The organism is Corynebacterium sp. MSK071 (assembly GCF_030232125.1).
In the GTDB taxonomy this organism is placed as follows: domain Bacteria; phylum Actinomycetota; class Actinomycetes; order Mycobacteriales; family Mycobacteriaceae; genus Corynebacterium; species Corynebacterium kefirresidentii.
Map to the genome: position 1 here is coordinate 1 of NZ_JASPJA010000005.1, position 17,904 is coordinate 17,904.

A 17,904-nucleotide genomic window follows, 5' to 3' on the forward strand; every position below is an offset into this window, starting at 1 on the left:
GATGCACTATCGGAATCAGGCCCTTGAACCCCTAACCACCTAGAATTAAACCAGTCCAACTTTTGGGGGCTAGTTCAGTCCTCACTGGGGTTTAAACATTTCGAAGAGCTTTAGATGTCAAAAGCCTCTTCCAGCAGGTTTTTCTGCTCAATCTGGTGCACCTTGGCATTGCCGGTAGCAGTCGAGGACTGGGCACGGCGGGAAACGCGAACCATTTCAGGCATATCTGGGATCAGGGTGCGCAGGTGCTCATTGTAGAACGGCCATGGACCCTGGTTGGCCGGCTCGTCCTGTACGAAGCGAATCTGGGTGGCATTCGGGTAAGCCTCAAATGCCTCGCGCAGGCGGTTGAACGGAATCGGGTGGAGCATCTCCACGCGGACGATGGCGATGTCATCGCGGCCGTCGGCCTCGCGCTTCTTCTCCAGATCCCAGTACAGCTTGCCGGAAACCAGCATGATGGTCTTGACCTTGTCGGTATCGCCAACCTTCTTGCCGTCAACGTCAACGTAGTTCGGATCGTTGATAACGGACTGGAAGCGCTTGACCTCGGTGAAGTCCTCCACGGCGGAGGTGGCCGCCTTGTTGCGCAGCATGGACTTCGGGGTGAAGACGACCAATGGACGCTTCATCTCACCGAGAGCCTGGCGGCGCAGCAGGTGGAAGTGGTTAGCCGGGGTGGAAGGCTGAGCCACGGTCATGGAACCCTCAGCGCACAGCTGGAGGTAGCGCTCGATGCGGGCGGAGGAGTGGTCCGGACCCTGGCCCTCGTAGCCGTGCGGCAGGAGGAGTACCAGGCTGGACAGCTGGCCCCACTTGGCCTCACCGGAGGAGATGTACTCATCGATAATGGTCTGGGCGCCGTTGGCGAAGTCACCGAACTGTGCCTCCCACGCCACGAGGGCGTCTGGGTTGCCCACGGTGTAGCCGTATTCGAAGCCCATGCCAGCGTACTCGGTCAGCGCGGAGTTGTAGACCATGAACTTGCCGCCATTGCCCTTGGAGGTGGCGATGGCGTGCATCGGGTTGTACTCATTGCCGTTGCGTGGGTCGAATGTAACGGCGTGGCGCTGGGTGAAGGTACCGCGGCGGGAATCTTCACCAGCCAGGCGGACGACCTTGCCCTCGCCGGCCAGGGAACCGAAGGCGATGAGTTCGCCCCAACCCCAGTCGATGCCGCCCTCGCGGGAAGACTTCTCGCGATCCTTGGCTACCTTGCCCACGCGCTTGTGGTACTCGAAGTCCTCTGGTGGGTTGCCATAGGCGGCACCCAGCTCGGCGAGTTCCTCGGCGGTGATGGAGGTATCCAGGCCGCGGGTGAGCTCCTGGGAGGAGGTGATGCCAGTCTGCTCCTTCGGGCGAGCCTTGCCAGCTTCCTTGTGCTCAGCAAAGACGGACTCCATCTGATCATGGAAGTCGCGTGCGGCTGCTTCGGCGTCTTCGGCGGAGAGGTCACCACGGCCGATGAGGTCGTTGGTGTAGCGCTCGCGCACTGCCTTGTGCTCGTCGATGACAGAGTAAAGCTCTGGCTGGGTCATGGATGGGTCATCGGCCTCGTTGTGACCGCGCAGGCGGTAGACCATGAGGTCGATGAAGACATCCTTGCCAAACTGGCGGCGGTACTCGGCAGCCATCTGGCCCACCCAGACAGCTGCTTCTGGGTCGTCGCCATTGACGTGGAAGACCGGGCAGTCGAAGCCCTTGGCCAAGTCGGTGGCGTAGTGGGTGGAACGGCCGGAATCCGGGGTAGTGGTGAAGCCCACCTGGTTATTGACCACGATGTGGACGGTGCCGCCGTTGGTATAACCGCGCAGCTGGGACAGGTTGATGGTCTCCTGGACAATGCCCAGGCCGGTGAAGGATGCATCGCCGTGGAGCATGACCGGAACAACGGTGTGGCCCTCTGGGCCCTTGTCCAAAATGTCCTGCTTAGCGCGCGCGATGCCTTCCATGACTGGGTCCACGGCCTCGAGGTGGGACGGGTTGGCAGCAAGGGTGACCTTGATTTCGCCATCGCCGAACATCTGGAGGTGGTGGCCCTCAGAACCCAAGTGGTACTTAACGTCACCGGAGCCGCCGAGCTGGCCGCCCTTGTAGTTGCCGTCGAACTCGCCGAAGATATCGGCCAGCGGCTTGCCCACGATATTGAAGAGAACGTTCAGGCGGCCGCGGTGCGGCATACCGATGACGACCTCGTCCAAATCCTGGCCAGCGGCAGTATCGATGATGGAATCCAGCAACGGAATGAGGGTCTCAGCGCCCTCGAGGGAGAAGCGCTTCTGGCCCACGTACTTGGTCTGCAAGAAGTTCTCGAATGCCTCGGCGGCATTAACCTTCTGCAGGATGTACTTCTGCTCCGCGTTGGTGGGCTTCGGCATGCCAGCCTCGAGGCGGTCCTGCAGCCAGCTGCGCTCATCGCGGTCCAAGATGTGGGTGTACTCGGAGCCGACCTTCAAGGTATAGGCGGCGCGCAGGCGAGACAGCACCTCGCGCAGAGTCATCTGCTCCTTGCCGCCAAAGCCACCGACGTTGAAGGTGCGGTCCAGATCCCAAATGGTCAGGCCGTGGGTCGCGATATCGAGGTCGCGGTGATCCGGGTTAGGCAGTCCCGGCTGTACCCAACCCAGCGGGTTGGTATCGGCAAGCAGGTGGCCGCGGGAGCGGTAGGACTCGATGAGCTGCATGACGCGGGTGTTCTTGTCCACGCCGGAGTTTGGCACGTCCTGTGCCCAACGGAATGGCTCATAAGGCACGCCCATGGAGGAGAAGAGGTCGTCCCAGAACGCGCCGTCGACAAGCAGCTGGCCAATGGTGCGCAAAAATTCGCCGGACTCTGCACCCTGGATAACGCGGTGGTCATAGGTGGAGGTCAAGGTAACCAGGCGGCCTACACCTAGGTCAGCCAAGCGATCTGCGGAAGCACCGGCGAACTCGGCCGGATAATCCATAGAGCCCACGCCGATGATGGAGCCTGCGCCCTTAGTCAGGCGGGCGATGGAGTGGCGGGTGCCGATGCCGCCCGGGTTGGTGAGGTTAATGGTCACACCAGAGAAGTCATCCATGGTGAGCTTGTTCTTGCGGGAACGGGTAACAATATCCTCATAAGCCGCAACAAACTCGGAGAAGGACTTGGTCTCGCACTCCTTGATGGCGGCAACGACCAGCGCGCGGGAGCCATCCTTCTGCGGGAGGTCAATGGCTAGGCCCAGGTTGATGTGCTCGGGCTGGATGACATAAGGCTTGCCATCCTTGAGCTCGTAGCGCACGTTCATATCTGGGTGCAGCTGCACGGCCTTGACCATGGCGTAGCCGATGATGTGGGTAAAGGAGATCTTGCCACCGCGGGTGCGCTTGAGGTGGTCATTGATCATGGAACGGTTTTCCCACATGAGCTTGACCGGCATATCGCGCACGGTGGTAGCGGTAGGAATTTCCAGGGATTCTTCCATGTTCTTAGCAATGGCCTTGAACATGCCCTTGAGCTGGCGCTCTTCGCCGCCCTTGTAGTCCGCAATATGGTCCAGCGGGGACTCAGACTTCTTTACGGACTGCTGTGCCTTAGCGGACTTCTCCTGTGCCTTGGACACGGACTTATCCACGTTGGTTTCGCGGACCTCCTGCTTGCGGGCGGTAGTAGTACCCTCAGTCTTCTTCGCGGCTGGCTTAGACGGCTTCGCGGCCTCCTTGGCTGGGGCCTTAGACTTAGGCGCGCCGTTTGCCTCGAAGTAGTCGCGCCACTCCTTATCTACGGAGCTCGGGTCCTTGGAGTACTGCTGGAACTGCTCGTCTATCAGCCACGCATTGGGGCCGAAGATATTCGATGTGCTCACGGCAGGTATTCGCCTCATTTCTCTGCTTTAAAATGGTCGTTTATTCGACTTTAGTGCGGCCTTTGTACGAGCGCATACGTCACCCGCCAAAGAGTCTGCCTACATGATACGGGGCATACCCCTAAACTCACTATGTTAGGGGTATCAATAGCCCCACTTTCCGGTTTCTGGCTACCCCTAGCCTTAGGTAAGGGGGGAAAGCTGCTCGCCGGCGTGCTCGATGACCTGCTTGGCCAGCTTGCGATTGGCGGTGGTGCCTAATACCGCGCCAATGCCCATGGGCATCAGTTTGCTTACCCACGCCCATTTGAGGCGTTTGGTGACTTGCTTGGTAAAAAGCTTGGTCAGGCGCCCGTTGATGCCAGATAGAGTGGGGCCGGAGAATCGGGACAGGCTAGCGGCCGAGCGCATACCAGCAACGCTATTGAGGTCCCCGACAAAGGTATCGACCAAAGCGGACCCCTTCGAGCCGGTGAGTACGACGAGTACAAGGGCGCGGCGGCGCTCGGGGGACTTAATGTCATCGCCACGCAGGTAGGCAGAGGCCAAGATGTACCAAGCTGCGGCCTCTAAGAAAACCACGGACTCGCCAGCGATGGTGGCAGCGCCGGTTACCAAACCAACACCCGGGATGGCGGCGGACGCTCCTGCGGCCGCACCGGTACCGGAGGTGATATTAAGGAAGTGCTTGTCAATGAGCTCCTGCAGCTTCTGTGGGCTTGCGCCCTTATTGCGCTTTTTCAGGCTCTCGACATACTTGATGATGACGCCAGATTGTATCGATACCGCGCGGTCCAAAGAGTTGAGCAGGGCAGAGGTAAAGCGGTTGCTGTCCTCCGGATCGATGTCATAGGTATCGACGGTATCCACCTCGGTGGAGTTGTCCTTCTTATCTTTAGTGAATAAACCCATGTGTCCTTCTCTTTCGCTAAAACTTATCCGTGCCCAGCATAGTAAAGGCTGTATTAATGTGCCGCCGCGCCGCAATCAGATCGCCCTGGGCGTGCAGGCCACCTAAGCTAGTGGACATGGTTAGGCCGCACGAGAATTACCGCGATTCCGGGGATGTCTTCCCGGAGGAGTCCTCCGCGGCGGCGCGGCTGAAGGCGGAGCAGGCGCACGAACGCGCCCGCCGCGCCTACGAGGAAGCTCGAAACGCCCTGGCAGATGAGCTTACGGTGCGCACCACCTCTGGTTGGGTGCGCGGTGTTATTGAAGAGGACCTGCGCCCCGATCGCCCCATTAGCGCCGGGCCGGTGTTGACGTGGCGCGGTATCCCGTTTGGAGAAACCACCGCTGGGGACAATCGCTTCCGCGCCCCGCAGCCCGCGCCGGCGTGGGAGGGCGTGCGCGATTGCAGTCAATTCGGCCCGCCGGCCCCGCAGCCCACGTATTCCTGGACCGACCGAATTATTGGATCTGAGGATTGCCTGCACCTAGATATTGTGCGCCCGCGCACCGAAAAGAAGCTTCCCGTGGTGGTCTATTTACACGGCGGCAGCTTCATTATGGGTTCGTCTCATATGCTCATGCTACGTGGTTTCGAGCTAGCCACCCGCATGGACGTGGTCTACGTATCCATCAATTTCCGCCTTAACTCTTTGGGCTATTTGGACCTGCGCAGCCTAGGCGGCGACTGCAGTGCCAACCCGGCGGTGGCTGACCAGATCTTGGCATTGCAGTGGGTGCGCGATAATATCGCCGCCTTTGGCGGTGACCCTGACTCTGTCACCCTCATGGGCGAGTCTGCCGGCGGTGCGGCGGTATTGACCCTGATGACGAGCCCGCCCGCGGAGGGCCTATTCCATCGCGCCATCGCCCAGTCCCCGCCGATCGCCATGATTCACTCCCGGGCTCAATCCACCTTGTGGGCGCGCGAGCTGGTTCACCGGTTGGCCTTGCCGCGCCGCACCTCGGTAGAGGATCTGCGGCAGGAAAACTTTGCTGATTTGGTGCGCTCCGGCCAGTCCATGATGTGGCGGGCTGGCGAGCTCATTCACCTTAATTCTTGCTATGCGCCCACGGTGGATGAGGAGCTTATTCCAGAACACCCCATTGCCGCCTTTGAAAACGGCCACCAGCATCAAGTTCCGCTGCTCATCGGCACGAACTCGGACGAGGCTAGCTTTGGCAAATTCCTCTTCCAGCGCCAAAGCTCCCGTGAGCGCGCTGCCTTGCGCCTATTGGCCTCCTTCGATCCCCAGCATGCCCCTGAGGTGGTTGCCGCATATGACGGCGCAGTGGCTCGCGAGGACTTTGCGCACCTGCTTGCCGACGCCCTCTTTTGGGCACCCTCCACCCGCATCGCCGCCGCCCACGCGCAGGTGGCACCGACGTGGATGTACCGCTTTGACTTCGCCTCTGCCGTACTCAAGTGGTTGGGCCTAGGGGCCATGCACTCGATGGAGCTGGGCAACGTCTTTGGTGACCCACATTCTTCGCGCGCGTCCTTCCTTACTAATTGGGGCTCGCGCGCGGAGATGGAAGAACTTACCGCCACCATGCAGCAGCACTGGTCCGCCTTTATCCACGGTGGCCACCCGAAGATGAGCTGGCCGCGCTACGGGCTCAAGCAGCGGGCCACCATGATCTTTGATGCGGAAGCCTATATTGAAAACGCCCCGCACGAGCTCAAGCGACAAGCGTGGGAGGGATACCACATGTTGGAGTGGGGAAGTGGGCGCCCAGAGCTGGTGAAATCTTTGGGCTTCCAACCATACGGGTGGGAATAGCGGTAGACTCCACAGTGACCGCGGGCGGCGGCTTGCCTACCGTGGGGACCTCTGCTTCCGAAGGATGGATTTTAAACCACCATGAGCTTTTTCGAAGATATTGCTTCTGCATTGGATGCCGAGGGCATCGAGTCCCGCGTCAATGATGACGTCATGTTCGTTCCAATCACCTCTGATCTGGAAATTCAATTTATTGAAATCGATCCGCTCCTGCCTGCAGCAAATGTCTATATCGCTGCGGCAGACGTTGATGAAGACGATGAGGAATTTGAGGCAGTCTTGGTCTCCGTCGCCTTCTCTGTAGATGACGCCGTGGAGGCGGTTTCTCGCCACATCGCTACCGACCAGGTGGTCACCGTCCTGCGCGACCTGCTGGAGGGCACCGATGAACGCATCGCGGAATTAGAATTTTCCCAAGATGAGCTCAACCCACACCTTGTCGTGGCTGAAGTAGCCAATGACTCGGAGCTGCGCGTGCTTGTGGAAACCATAGACGGTGTCCCTTCTGCCATCGTCCGCTTCCTCGCTTTCGACTTCGACGAAGACGATCTAGATGACATGGAAGATGAGGCCGTCACCCTCGCCTGGGAAGTTGATGAAGAGGATGAGGATCTCGATGAGGCCGACCGCCTCGCCCTCTTTGATAACGCCGACTTTGATGATGTCCCCATCGTGGAGGTTCCTGCCGAGGCCCTCGAGCTTGGTACCTACACCGATTTCGATCGCCTCTTCGACGTCCTGGGGCTTGTTTCTGAGCAAGCTTTGGACTGGGAAGCGCAGCTCGTATCCTTCGATGACGAAGACTATGAAGAACCGGACGTCTACGACATCTTCGGTGAGGATGATGGAGACGAGGACGCGGACTACTTCGACAACGATGATGCCGATGTGGACGATGAATCCGAGGGTGAAGCAGCTGAAGAAAAGTAATCACTGCCACCCATAGCCCAGCCCCGCCTTCTTGCGGCGGGGCTGGGCTTTTCTTATTCTCATAGCATCATTGCAGGTAGGGCTATAGATTATATATTCCTTATTGTCTTGCTACTTTCGCGCGCCGCCAACTAGGCTTTAGAAGGTTCCCGGCCTGTGGTGGGAGTTTCGCCCCAGGCCAAGCCTTGTGAGGAGTGGAAAACCATGGCATTGAACCGCGATACTACGTGGCGATACGTCCTTGTCGTTGTCGCCGTAGCGCTCTCGCTCGCCGCGTGGTTTTGCACCGTCCTTGGTGTGTACTCCACGGTGACCGTGACTTTTGAATCTTATCTGACCGCCAGCGTCTGGGTGCTCCTCTTGCTGGCCGCGGTGCTGTTGTACACCTCGCAGTACGGGTTGGTACCCAATTGCATCCTCTTGTATCCCATCTTCGGTGCCTCGGTAAATTTGCTGTTGGGCTCGTTGACGGTGCGCTCGCTGGTCCCATTGTTCTTCGATGCCGTGGGTACCTCCATCGTGGCAATCATCGCCGGTCCTGTGCTGGGCATGGCCACGGGCTTGACCACCACGGTGTTGGGAGGAGTGTACTTTGCCTATGATCTCGCCTTTGCTCCTGTGGGCATCTTTATCGGCGCCGCCGTGGGTTTGATGGCCCGCCGCGGGGTATTTAATAGGCTCTCGTCGATCATTTTTTCCGGCCTCGGTATGGGCATCGGCTCCGGCGTGATGAGCGTATATGTCCTGATCTTTTCGTTCAGCGGGCGTCCACGCCAGGAACCGCAAAACCTTACCAAGTTCTATGAGCTGATCTTTCAAGATGAGCGCCTGGCCATCATCCTGCAAGGCCTTACCTCTGACATCTTGGACAAGGTCTTTACCGTTCTCATCGCCTGCTTGGTTTTGCGTTTTATGCCCAAGGCAATCGCTCGACACTACACGGTGACCTTTAACCGCGAAGTATTGAAAAAGATCCTGCACGCGCCTGACCCGCATGCAGCACCGGATGTGCCGGGGCAGCAGACAAAACAGCCCGTGACCGCTTAGGCGGCTTGGGTTAAGCCGGCGAATAACGACTCGGGGGAGCGGACGGGTTGAAAAGAGCTATCCACGAGCCATACATAGGTGGCATTGGGGCCGCGAGAGACCTCGTGGACGGCATCAACCATCTCCGCCGGCACAAGCGTGCGTACCCAGCCTTCGGCCACGGCAGGTTCCACCGTTTGGCCAAAGTTCTCGGTTATGCGGATGGTGATGAGGTATGCGGGAATGCGGTCTTGCCCAAAGCCGCGCACTCGGGCCTTTACGCGTGAACCCACGCGGTGGCGGGTAATGCTCATGCAGTAGTCTCCGCCCGGTCCACCCGCGGCCGTCGGCAACTGCTTGAGTGGTGGGCGCCAGGTGGGAGTAGGGCGGGCCAGGGAACGTGGGTGGTGCAGGATAGCGGTAATGGACTCGATGGTGTCGTATTCGTGGTAGAGCAAGTCTGCGGCAATCTCGCTGGCGGAACGTGGCAGGAACATCGGGGTGGACTGGGGAAAGTTCTTTTCTGCGTTGTACATGGCCATCACATTAGAACCCTGCGCGGACACTCGCCCACGCTAGTAGAACACCTGTACGAACAGAGATTGAAAATGGCTTTCCCGTAACTGAAGGATTAGAGTTGCAGCCGATATGATGAATACGCCAAGTGGGGAAATAAGCCCAGAACAAAAGCCGCAAATTCCACGCGAGATCTGGGTTATGGTCACCGCCGCATTCATCATCGCGCTGGGATACGGTCTCATCGCTCCGCTCTTGCCGCAGTTTGTGGTGAGCTTCGATGTCTCCATGGCCGCCGCGGGCCTGGTGGTTTCCATCTTCGCTGCCTCGCGCCTGCTTTTCGCGCCGATGTCCGGTTCATTGGTGGATCGCGTCGGCTCACGCCGCGTCTACCTCATTGGCCTCATGACCGTCGCGGTAACCACCGGACTCGTCTCCATTGCCCAAAGCTACTGGCACATCGTGGCCCTGCGAGCCCTAGCCGGCATTGGCTCGACCATGTTCACGGTCTCGGCCATGGGCCTTATCGTGCGCATGTCCCCGCCGTCGATTCGCGGCAAATGTTCTGCCACCTATGCCACGGCCTTCCTGCTAGGTAACGTTGCTGGCCCGGTTCTAGGCGCCAGCCTGTCCTTCCTGGGCTTTCGTTGGCCATTTTTCATCTACGGGGTGGGCGTCGCACTCGCCGCCTTCGTTGTCTGGTGGCAAATGCCCCGCGTCAACCACAAGCAGGCCAATAAGGATAAACTGCCGCCCATGCGCCTGCAGGAAGCCTGGGGTGATACCGCCTATCGCGCGGTATTAACTTCCAATTTTGCACATGGCTGGATCAATATGGGCGTGCGTGTGTCCGTCCTACCTCTTTTTGCCGCCTCTATCTTCCACAATGGCGCCGCGGCATCCGGCCTTGCGCTAGCAGTCTTCGCCGCTGGGAACGCCATCGTCTTGCAATTTTCGGGCAGGTGGTCCGATATCCACGGCCGCAAACCACTCATCCTCATCGGCCTGGTCGGTTCCGCCATTTTCATGGTTCTCATGGGCATGGCTACCAGTGTCTGGTTCCTCCTGCTCGTGTCCGCCTTCGCCGGCGCATCTTCCGGGCTCATTAACCCCTCCCAGCAGGCCGCGGTGGGAGACATCGTGGGCAATGACCGCTCCGGCGGCAAGGTACTATCCACCTTCCAGATGGCCGGAGACTTCGGCCAAATCTTAGGCCCCATGCTCATTGGCCTGCTTGCCGACGCCTCCGGCTTCCCCCTCGCCTTCACCGTTTGCGGCGCTATCGCCTTCATTGGCATCATTGCCTGGGCATTCGGCCGCGATTCGCACGCTGAGGTAGGGAATAAGCCGAAGCGGGTGCCGCAGGAGAACTAAGCATTTGGAGTTGGGCTAGAAAAGTTCAGCCAATTGGGAGACGCATAGATAAACGAAGGCGACGGAGATAATCGCCATCAAGGTGTTGACGAACCAACCATTTCTCCATTTCTTTGGCGTGTGTCTGGTATTCAGCAATACCAGGAGGGTCAGGCCTAAAAAGGGCATGAAAAGTGAGCCGAGGACTCCATAAGCGATGATGAGCCCAGTTGGCTTTCCAAGGAGAAGCAACAACATTGGTGGAAAGGTTAGCCAGATGAGATAAGCGCGGTAATACTTTCCACCGGTACTTGTCCTCGGATCGCCTTGCGGAATCTTTTTGAGGTGGCCAATATAGTCGGCGACCATGAGGGACACGCCGTTCCAAACACCAAGGCAAGAGGAGAATGCGGCAGAGAAAAATCCGATGATGAACATTTTGGAGATTAAGGTTCCGTAGCGGTCCTCGAGTACATCCGCCATATCAACGAGGCCCTGATCGTTATCGGATACGGCGACGTTGGCGCTGTAAAGAAGCTCGGCGCCCAGCACGAGTGTAGCCAGAACGAAGATTCCGGTGACTGCGTAAGCTACCGCATTGTCCATACGCATAACCTTCATCCATTTCGGCGTGTACCATTCCTTTTCCCGCAGCCAGTAACCGTAGGTAGCTAGCGTAATAGTGCCACCTACTCCGCCAGCGATGGATAGTACATAGACGAAGGAACCATCCGGAATCTGTGGCACTAAGCCCCCGATGATTTCGGGAAGGTTAGGTGCAGTAATGGCGGCGATGCCCACTACGGTGACAAACATGATCCCGACCAAGATGGCTGAAAGTTTTTCAAAAAGCTGATACTGGCCAAGCCAAGTCAGAATGAAACAGGAAATGCCCGTAATAATTGCCCACATTTCGAGGCTGGTGTTCGGGAAAAGAGCGCTGAGGGCTAGTCCAGTGCCGGACATCGCGGCGGCTCCGTATACGAGTCCCCAGATAACGATATAAGGGGCAAAGTACCAGGCGGTCCAACGCCCCAGCTCGCGCCAACCATGGAACATCGTGTTTCCAGTGGCCAGGCTATACCGTCCGACACCTTCGACCAGTACGATCTTCATAATCGTGCCGATGATGACCGCCCAAAGGAGCGCGTAGCCATAGCGTTGGCCGGCGATCATGGTGGCCACTAGGTCGGCCGCACCGACGCCTGTCGCTGCAGCCACTAATCCTGGACCGACTAAAGTCCATTTCACTCTGGCTTGGTCTGTCGTTGCGGCGTCGTGCCTGCTGCCTGCAGGACGGGCAGAATTTGATTCGTGGGTATGACTCATAGCGCCTTCTCAATTAGTTATGTTGCTAATCACTATAGGGAGGGTGGTGCTTTTCTATCAGGAAAACGCAGATTTCAATTTTCGATCGGCCGTCTATGCCACCGTTCTTCCCGCAGCGTAGAGTGCCTTGGGCATTGCTCGCTGGAGCTTCCATTCGAATTGGATCGGCTTTTCCCCATGGTGTGACACATAATCCACAGCGCCTAAATAGGTATAAGCGCTCGCTGTACCGACTTCGTTCTTCTTATTAAAGCGCGAGGCTATGAGAATCTTGCCATCACGATTCTGATGGCCGATGTAGCGTTTAGCCGCTTTCGACTTCAGCGTCGTTGTTGATTGAGATTCCCAGTGCAATAGATCGGGTGAAATTGGATAGTCTCGGTAATTCGTAGAGGCACTTACCTGTTCATCTTTTTGAAACGTCACCAAGAACAGGTCCGTATTGATATCCGGGAAGTATTTCACGCCCTCGCGGGGAAGGTTTACAAGTTGTTCAAGGCTCCCAGTCTCCAAAGCACCAATTAGTTCGGCCAATGAATAATCCGCGTGCGTTTCCAACACAGAAGTCTCGCTATGCTGCGGAATGATTCGAGAAGAGTCACTGCACAGTTGCATAACCTGTTGCAATTCCCAAGCGACCTGCGGGTGCTGGCGCAAAATTGACAGAGCCTTGTCATAGGAACCGGGATGCGGAGAATTTGAGTTCGCCCAGAACCCGAGGACGAGCATTCGGGTGAAGGCTTGATCGGATTGAGCCATGTCAGCGTAGCGGAGATCTGGGGTGGAAAGGATGCGCAGATAGGCGTCGACTCGGTGCGGATCGTTGACGTGCAGGAAAACCCGAATCCGATTGAGCAGAAATGTTTCAGTCTCATTGGCGTTCTGCTGAATAAGGCCTTCTTCACGAAGAAGCCGCGTCCACGAATATTTTGAGGGGCGGTAGATATCTTCTAGCTGGAGATTTGATTCCTCAAGGAACTCTTTAAGATCTGTAGTTCCAATTTCAGAAAGTAATGCACGTACTTTGCGTAGTGAATTTCGTGAGATCTTCTTGACATTGCGAAGAACCTGCTCGGTTGTCGTTTGGTCTAGCTGAATATGTGATCCCGGCGGAGTTGTGGGAAATCCCTGTTCAATTTCTTCGGTCAAGCGCTTACCCCGTTTCCGAGTTAGGGCATGGAACTTGCGCTCGAAATCAAAATCCGCATGCTGTTGGCCAATGAAATCGAAAATGACACAGGAGTCTTTACATGGAGATAGACGGAGACCGCGACCCAGTTGTTGCAAAAAGACCACGGGGCTTTGCGTCGGGCGGAGCAAAAGTAGGGTGTTAACAGCAGGAATGTCTACGCCCTCGTTAAATATATCTACAGAAAACAGAACTTTGACCTCACCCGTCTCCAGATCTCTAATGGCCTGGGCCCGCTCGGCGGCGGAGAGTTCGTTCGTTACAGCGCGCGCTGGGATTCCAAATTGTTGGAATTGCGTTGCCATATATTTTGCGTGAGCGATAGTGACGCAAAAACCGATGGCTTTCATCTCTGAGAGATCGAAAATGCGCCGGTTCAGCTCGTTAATAATGAAGCGGGTGCGCTTTTCTCCTGCTTTGATGTAGAACTCGGAGAGCTCTCTGGAGTTATAGTCTTTCTTGCCTCGGATCCAGGTCAACGAAGAAAGGTCCGTCCCATCAGCGATCCCGTAGTAATGCATGGGAACTAACAGCTGCAAACGCAAAGCATCCCACAATCGCAGTTCATGGGCAACGCGATAGTCAAAGTACTTCTGAACGTTTTCGCCATCACCACGTTCCGGCGTAGCTGTTAAGCCTAAGAGCTCTCGTGGTTGGAAGTGGCCTAAAAGCGCGTTATAGGTGGGAGCTTGTGCGTGATGAAACTCGTCGATTATTACGACATCAAAGCGTTTGGGATCTAGCTGTTCTAGACGGGAAGCACGTAGGGATTGCACGCTGGCAAAGACAAAATCCCAACGGTGCGGCTCGGCGCCGTCGACAAGCAGCTCGCCAAAGTCTGCGTCTTTGAGAACTTCTCGGAATGTCCGTCGGGCTTGGTGAAGAATTTCCTTCCGGTGAGCCACGAAGAGCAATCGGGGACGTCGCTTCCATTGTTCGCAAAGATTTCGATAATCTAGTGCAGCAACTACGGTCTTTCCAGTTCCTGTCGCAGCTACCAGAAGGTTTCGATGTCGATCCATTATCTCCCGCTCTGACCGCAAAGCCTCGAGCATCTCTTCTTGGTATGGGTAAGGCGTTACCTCTAGGCCAGAAAGCTCCAATTGGCGAAGTGCTCCGGACGATTCACCGCCTTTGGCTATGCGTAGAGACCGCTCGAGACGCTCCATGTCACTATTTGGGACGAAGGTTTTAAAGTGGCTGTCGTGCCAGTAACTATCGAAAGTCTTGATGAACTTATCAATCACTTCCGGTGTTGCGGTGTTAGAGCCGCGGACATTCCATTCCCAACCATCGACAAGAGCGGACCTTGACAGGTTAGAACTACCAATAAATGCAGTGTCGAAACCGGATTTTCGTCGGAACAGCCAAGCTTTGGCATGAAGGCGAGTGGATTTGTGTTCATAGCAAATTTTCACGTCTGCCTGATACTTCTCGACCAATCGCTTGAGCGCGGCTGCGTCAGACGCACCGCAGTACGTAGAAGTAAGAAGACGGAATGGGATTTTGTTATCGCGAAGATACTCCAGCTGTCTATCGAGGACGCTAATGCCGAATTCTTGATGAAAGCGCACAGCAGGTCTACCGAATCGGCCGTTTTAATTTCTCTTTCGATCTCGCTGGTTAAACTAGATTCTCCCCGGGCATTGGTAAATAGTGCGCTCTTGGTGAGTGAAACGTCAGGAAGGAGGGGAGGATCCGCTAATCCGGAGTTGTACACAGCATAGAGGAGCTCCTCGGAATCGATTCCTTCATCATCGCCCAGCAGAAGCGCAATGGTGTTGATGAGGGCAACGCGGTCCTCGGGCGACTTCAAACTACGGAGACGGTGTTCTAAGAGTGAGCCGATGTGTTGAGAAACCGCCGAAGTATAGCGGCCCTGAGCTTCCTGATCGGAGCTTCGCCCGATACCGAATCCTGCAGCAGGATGTTGGTTTAACGTTTCCTCCATTCGTTCGCGAATACGGGTCGTAATGGGGGTTTCGTATACACCGAAAGGTAGGGAAGAGTCGGGACTGATGCTCATAATGACCAAATTCTAAAGGCTGGGCATCCTAAATTGGCATAAGAGAGCATTATTGACTAAATGTTCTCCCGCTGGTGTTGCGTTTAGCGGAGGATATCCGCCGAATGCTGGCGAAAGGACACTATGAAAGAAAGGAACTTTCGTTCCTTAGATGTGATTAGAAGCTAATGCTTCTACCGCTGGAATATCAGCGGGAGCCCAGTTCAAACTGGCGGCCTCTGCGGGGGTAACCCACTTCGTTTCGTCGTGGTCGGTCAGGCGGAGGTCGCCGTCGACAAGCGTGCAATAGAAAGTCGTTAGCTCAATGGTCGCGAATTCGTACTCGTAAGTTGTTGTCGCGAGCTTCGCTCCCACCTCGGCTTTGAGGTTAAGCTCTTCGTGTATCTCCCGAGCTAGAGCCTGCTGAGGCGTTTCACCAGGCTCAATCTTTCCACCTGGAAATTCCCAGTGGCCTTCTAATGGCTTGCCCGGTTTCTTTCGGCAGGCGAGGAAGCGCTGGCCGTCATGGAAAACGGCGCCGACGACGCGAATGGGTTTAGACATGACTCTATTGTGCCTTGGATCTCGAAAACGTCTAGACAGTGAGCTGTTACTTAGATAACATGTCCCCAATGTTCGCGTAAGGCTGTCACGCGGGCTTGATTTTTGTAGGCAAGCTTGAGGGGACGGTTTTACTGTGACTTCTACCGAATCGGTTTACTCCTCCATCCAGAGCCATGACGGGGAAATCCCGCAGCCTGGGGGACGGTGGAAACTCTTTTTATATAGCGCGATTGGCGCGTTCGTATTCTTCCTGCCGGTGACGTATCAGGATAAGCGCTCCATTCCTTTGGACCACATGGTCACGATGGTGCGTGAGGGGATTCCTGCGGCGGTGCCGTGGATTATCTTTGCCTTGGCCGTGTACGGGACGGTGCGCAGTTTTACTACCGGCGCGTTTAAAGAAAGCGTGCTGCAGGCAGTCTTTGCGGTGCTCAATATTGTGGGTGCGGTGGTTTCGTTCCTGATGGTCATCGACGCACTGCCGTGGGTGCTCGGTGACGAGGACCTGGTGCCATTCTTGTGGAACTCCATTGCCACTCCGGTTGGGCTTATCGTGCCGATTGGCGGTGCGTTCCTCGCGTTTCTCATTGGCTTTGGTTTGCTGGAATTTGTCGGCGTGCTCATGCAGCCCATCATGCGGCCGCTGTGGAAGACGCCGGGGCGCTCAGCAATTGACGCGGTGGCCTCGTTTGTAGGCTCGTATTCGCTCGGAATTTTGGTCACGGACCGCGTGTATCAAAAAGGCGGCTATACCGGGCGCGAGGCAGCGATTATTGCCACCGGCTTTTCGACGGTCTCTGCGGCCTTCATGGTCATCGTGGCTAAGCAGCTTGACCTGATGAAGGTCTGGGGTACCTACTTCATTGTCACGCTCATTGTGACCTTCGTGGTTACCGCCATTACCGTGCGGATTCCGCCGCTGCGGACCATTCCGGACGAGTATTTTGCGGATGCGCACCCAGATCCGGAAAAGCCGGTAGAAGGCTCGCGCATCAAAAACGCGTGGCGCGAGGCCATGCTGGCGCTACAGCGCGCGCCGTCGTTGTGGGAATCCATCTGGGAGAACCTGCGCGATGGTGTCCGCATGGCGGCGGCCATTGTGCCTTCCATTATGTCGGTGGGTCTCATTGGCCTGCTGCTGGCGCGTTTTACGCCCATCTTTGAGTGGATTGGTTACCTGTTCTACCCATTCGCTTGGGTAGTGCGGCTGCCGGAGCCGGTACAAGCCGGCAAGGGTGCGGCCATGGGAATTGCGGAGATGTTCCTGCCCGCCACCGCAGTGGCAGGCAGCGACAGCATGGTGCTCAAGTTCGTCATCGGCGTGGTGGCAGTCTCTGCCATTATCTTCTTCTCCGCGCTGGTGCCCTGCATCCTGGCTACCAAGATTCCGGTGAAGCTGAGTCACCTGGTCATCATTTGGTTCGAGCGCGTGGCGCTGACCATTCTTATCGCCACGCCGATTGCTCACCTGCTGTTTTGATTTAAGAGCTAGGCCCCGAGGTGGGCCGTGACGATGTCATCGATAAGCCGCGCCGCCGCTTTGGCGGTGCGGTTATCTATGTCAAAGGTGGGATTGAGCTCGACGACGTCCACCAGGGCCAGCTTGCCCGTCCGCGCGATTGCTACGGCCATGGCGCGGATGCGCTCATAGCTCACACCCAGGGAAGCTGGGGCAGATACGCCCGGCGCGGTAGAAGCCGGTAGGACATCGAGGTCGATGGACAAGTGGACCTTGTCCTTGCCCTCGGTAGCCTTGGCGGCTAGCTCAGCGCACTCGGCTGGGGTGAGATTGACTAGTTCCTCGTCCAGGGTGATGGCGACGTTCAGGCTCTCTGCCTCGTCGAAAAGCACAGCGGTGTTATTGGGGCGGGAGATTCCCAACACGGTGTAGTCGAAGTCGTCGGAAAGCTCCGAAATCTGTTTGAACGGGGTGCCGGAGGTGGCTTGGTTCGCGCGGCGCAGATCGAAGTGAGCATCCAGGTTGATGATCTTGGTGGCGCCTACCGCGCGGTAGAGGCCGCGGTGGGAGCCGAAGGCGGTTTCGTGTCCGCCGCCCAGGATGATGGGGAGGGTGCCGGCCTCGACGAGTTCCTGCACTTTATCGGAAAGAGCATCGTGGGCGCCGTCGAGGTCGTCGGACTGGGTGGTGATCGTGCCGGCGTCGGCAAGCGCATGCTCATGGTGGACTGCCAAGGAACCTAGGGCAGCTCGCAGCGCGGCCGGGCCTGCGGCTGCACCCTGGCGGCCGCCGTTGCGCAGCACGCCCTCATCGGAGGCAAACCCCAGGAGGGTTACTGGGGCGGGGGATTCGGTGGACTGATTGATAACGCTATGCCAACGGGCATGCTCTGGGCCAGGGCCATCGGAGCGGCCGGACCATTCGGGGGCGGGGGTGAAAAGTTCAGCTTTTTCAGTGTTCATGGTTTTCGA

Annotated in this window: 11 protein-coding genes and 1 pseudogene; 5 read left to right on the forward strand and 7 right to left on the reverse strand. The window is 57.1% G+C overall.

The annotated features are described in order from the left end of the window. Window positions 1-110 precede the first annotated feature (110 nt). Window positions 111-3,848, reverse strand: coding sequence for a multifunctional oxoglutarate decarboxylase/oxoglutarate dehydrogenase thiamine pyrophosphate-binding subunit/dihydrolipoyllysine-residue succinyltransferase subunit (locus QP990_RS05055; protein WP_284798577.1), 3,738 nt, complete (start codon window positions 3,846-3,848; stop codon window positions 111-113). A 165-nt stretch (window positions 3,849-4,013) separates the two neighbouring features. Continuing rightward, window positions 4,014-4,742: a hypothetical protein gene (locus QP990_RS05060; protein ID WP_023021824.1), complete on the reverse strand. Its 729-nt coding sequence runs from the start codon at window positions 4,740-4,742 to the stop codon at window positions 4,014-4,016. A gap of 116 nt (window positions 4,743-4,858) precedes the next feature. Between QP990_RS05060 and QP990_RS05065 the strand changes: the two genes are divergently transcribed. The 3 genes from QP990_RS05065 to QP990_RS05075 all read left to right on the forward strand — a co-directional run bounded on the left by QP990_RS05065 (window position 4,859) and on the right by QP990_RS05075 (window position 8,539). Further along, window positions 4,859-6,562: a carboxylesterase/lipase family protein gene (locus tag QP990_RS05065; protein WP_284798579.1), complete on the forward strand. Its 1,704-nt coding sequence runs from the start codon at window positions 4,859-4,861 to the stop codon at window positions 6,560-6,562. 81 nt (window positions 6,563-6,643) lie between these two features. After that, complete coding sequence (locus QP990_RS05070; RefSeq protein WP_284798581.1) at window positions 6,644-7,492, forward strand: DNA primase; 849 nt, start codon at window positions 6,644-6,646, stop codon at window positions 7,490-7,492. A gap of 204 nt (window positions 7,493-7,696) precedes the next feature. Next, window positions 7,697-8,539 carry a hypothetical protein gene (locus QP990_RS05075; protein ID WP_284798582.1) on the forward strand — a complete coding sequence of 281 codons (843 nt, stop codon included), beginning with the start codon at window positions 7,697-7,699 and terminating at the stop codon, window positions 8,537-8,539. Here QP990_RS05075 and QP990_RS05080 read toward each other — a convergent pair. Next, window positions 8,536-9,060: a hypothetical protein gene (locus tag QP990_RS05080; RefSeq protein WP_275434376.1), complete on the reverse strand. Its 525-nt coding sequence runs from the start codon at window positions 9,058-9,060 to the stop codon at window positions 8,536-8,538. The two genes, QP990_RS05075 and QP990_RS05080, sit on opposite strands and share 4 nt — an antisense overlap. Before the next feature lie 106 nt (window positions 9,061-9,166). Here QP990_RS05080 and QP990_RS05085 point away from each other — a divergent pair, with 106 nt between their 5' ends. Further along, window positions 9,167-10,408: an MFS transporter gene (locus QP990_RS05085; RefSeq protein ID WP_284798585.1), complete on the forward strand. Its 1,242-nt coding sequence runs from the start codon at window positions 9,167-9,169 to the stop codon at window positions 10,406-10,408. Between the two features lie 15 nt (window positions 10,409-10,423). Here the strand turns inward: QP990_RS05085 and QP990_RS05090 are convergent, their stop codons facing one another. The 3 genes and pseudogenes from QP990_RS05090 to QP990_RS05100 form a co-directional block, all read right to left on the reverse strand. Next, window positions 10,424-11,716, reverse strand: coding sequence for an Nramp family divalent metal transporter (locus QP990_RS05090; protein WP_284798586.1), 1,293 nt, complete (start codon window positions 11,714-11,716; stop codon window positions 10,424-10,426). 93 nt (window positions 11,717-11,809) lie between these two features. Continuing rightward, a pseudogene (locus tag QP990_RS05095) lies at window positions 11,810-14,931 on the reverse strand (DUF3427 domain-containing protein). A gap of 147 nt (window positions 14,932-15,078) precedes the next feature. Beyond that, window positions 15,079-15,474 (reverse strand): (deoxy)nucleoside triphosphate pyrophosphohydrolase, encoded by a 396-nt coding sequence (locus QP990_RS05100; protein WP_248098971.1) that lies wholly within the window; start codon window positions 15,472-15,474, stop codon window positions 15,079-15,081. Between the two features lie 133 nt (window positions 15,475-15,607). Between QP990_RS05100 and QP990_RS05105 the strand changes: the two genes are divergently transcribed. Then, complete coding sequence (locus QP990_RS05105; protein ID WP_284798590.1) at window positions 15,608-16,954, forward strand: YjiH family protein; 1,347 nt, start codon at window positions 15,608-15,610, stop codon at window positions 16,952-16,954. Between the two features lie 8 nt (window positions 16,955-16,962). Here QP990_RS05105 and hutG read toward each other — a convergent pair whose 3' ends face one another. After that, the gene (hutG, locus tag QP990_RS05110; protein WP_248098968.1) at window positions 16,963-17,895 is read right to left on the reverse strand and encodes a formimidoylglutamase; all 933 of its coding nucleotides are present in this window, start codon (window positions 17,893-17,895) and stop codon (window positions 16,963-16,965) included. Window positions 17,896-17,904 lie beyond the last annotated feature (9 nt).

What these genes read in the sequence shown, in the direction of transcription:
- QP990_RS05055 (WP_284798577.1), bottom strand. Translation starts at nt 3,848, where the DNA reads ATGAGGCGAATACCTGCCGTGAGCACATCGAATATCTTCGGCCCCAAT.
- QP990_RS05060 (WP_023021824.1), bottom strand. Translation starts at nt 4,742, where the DNA reads ATGGGTTTATTCACTAAAGATAAGAAGGACAACTCCACCGAGGTGGAT.
- QP990_RS05065 (WP_284798579.1), top strand. Translation starts at nt 4,859, where the DNA reads ATGGTTAGGCCGCACGAGAATTACCGCGATTCCGGGGATGTCTTCCCG.
- QP990_RS05070 (WP_284798581.1), top strand. Translation starts at nt 6,644, where the DNA reads ATGAGCTTTTTCGAAGATATTGCTTCTGCATTGGATGCCGAGGGCATC.
- QP990_RS05075 (WP_284798582.1), top strand. Translation starts at nt 7,697, where the DNA reads ATGGCATTGAACCGCGATACTACGTGGCGATACGTCCTTGTCGTTGTC.
- QP990_RS05080 (WP_275434376.1), bottom strand. Translation starts at nt 9,060, where the DNA reads ATGGCCATGTACAACGCAGAAAAGAACTTTCCCCAGTCCACCCCGATG.
- QP990_RS05085 (WP_284798585.1), top strand. Translation starts at nt 9,167, where the DNA reads ATGATGAATACGCCAAGTGGGGAAATAAGCCCAGAACAAAAGCCGCAA.
- QP990_RS05090 (WP_284798586.1), bottom strand. Translation starts at nt 11,716, where the DNA reads ATGAGTCATACCCACGAATCAAATTCTGCCCGTCCTGCAGGCAGCAGG.
- QP990_RS05100 (WP_248098971.1), bottom strand. Translation starts at nt 15,474, where the DNA reads ATGTCTAAACCCATTCGCGTCGTCGGCGCCGTTTTCCATGACGGCCAG.
- hutG (WP_248098968.1), bottom strand. Translation starts at nt 17,895, where the DNA reads ATGAACACTGAAAAAGCTGAACTTTTCACCCCCGCCCCCGAATGGTCC.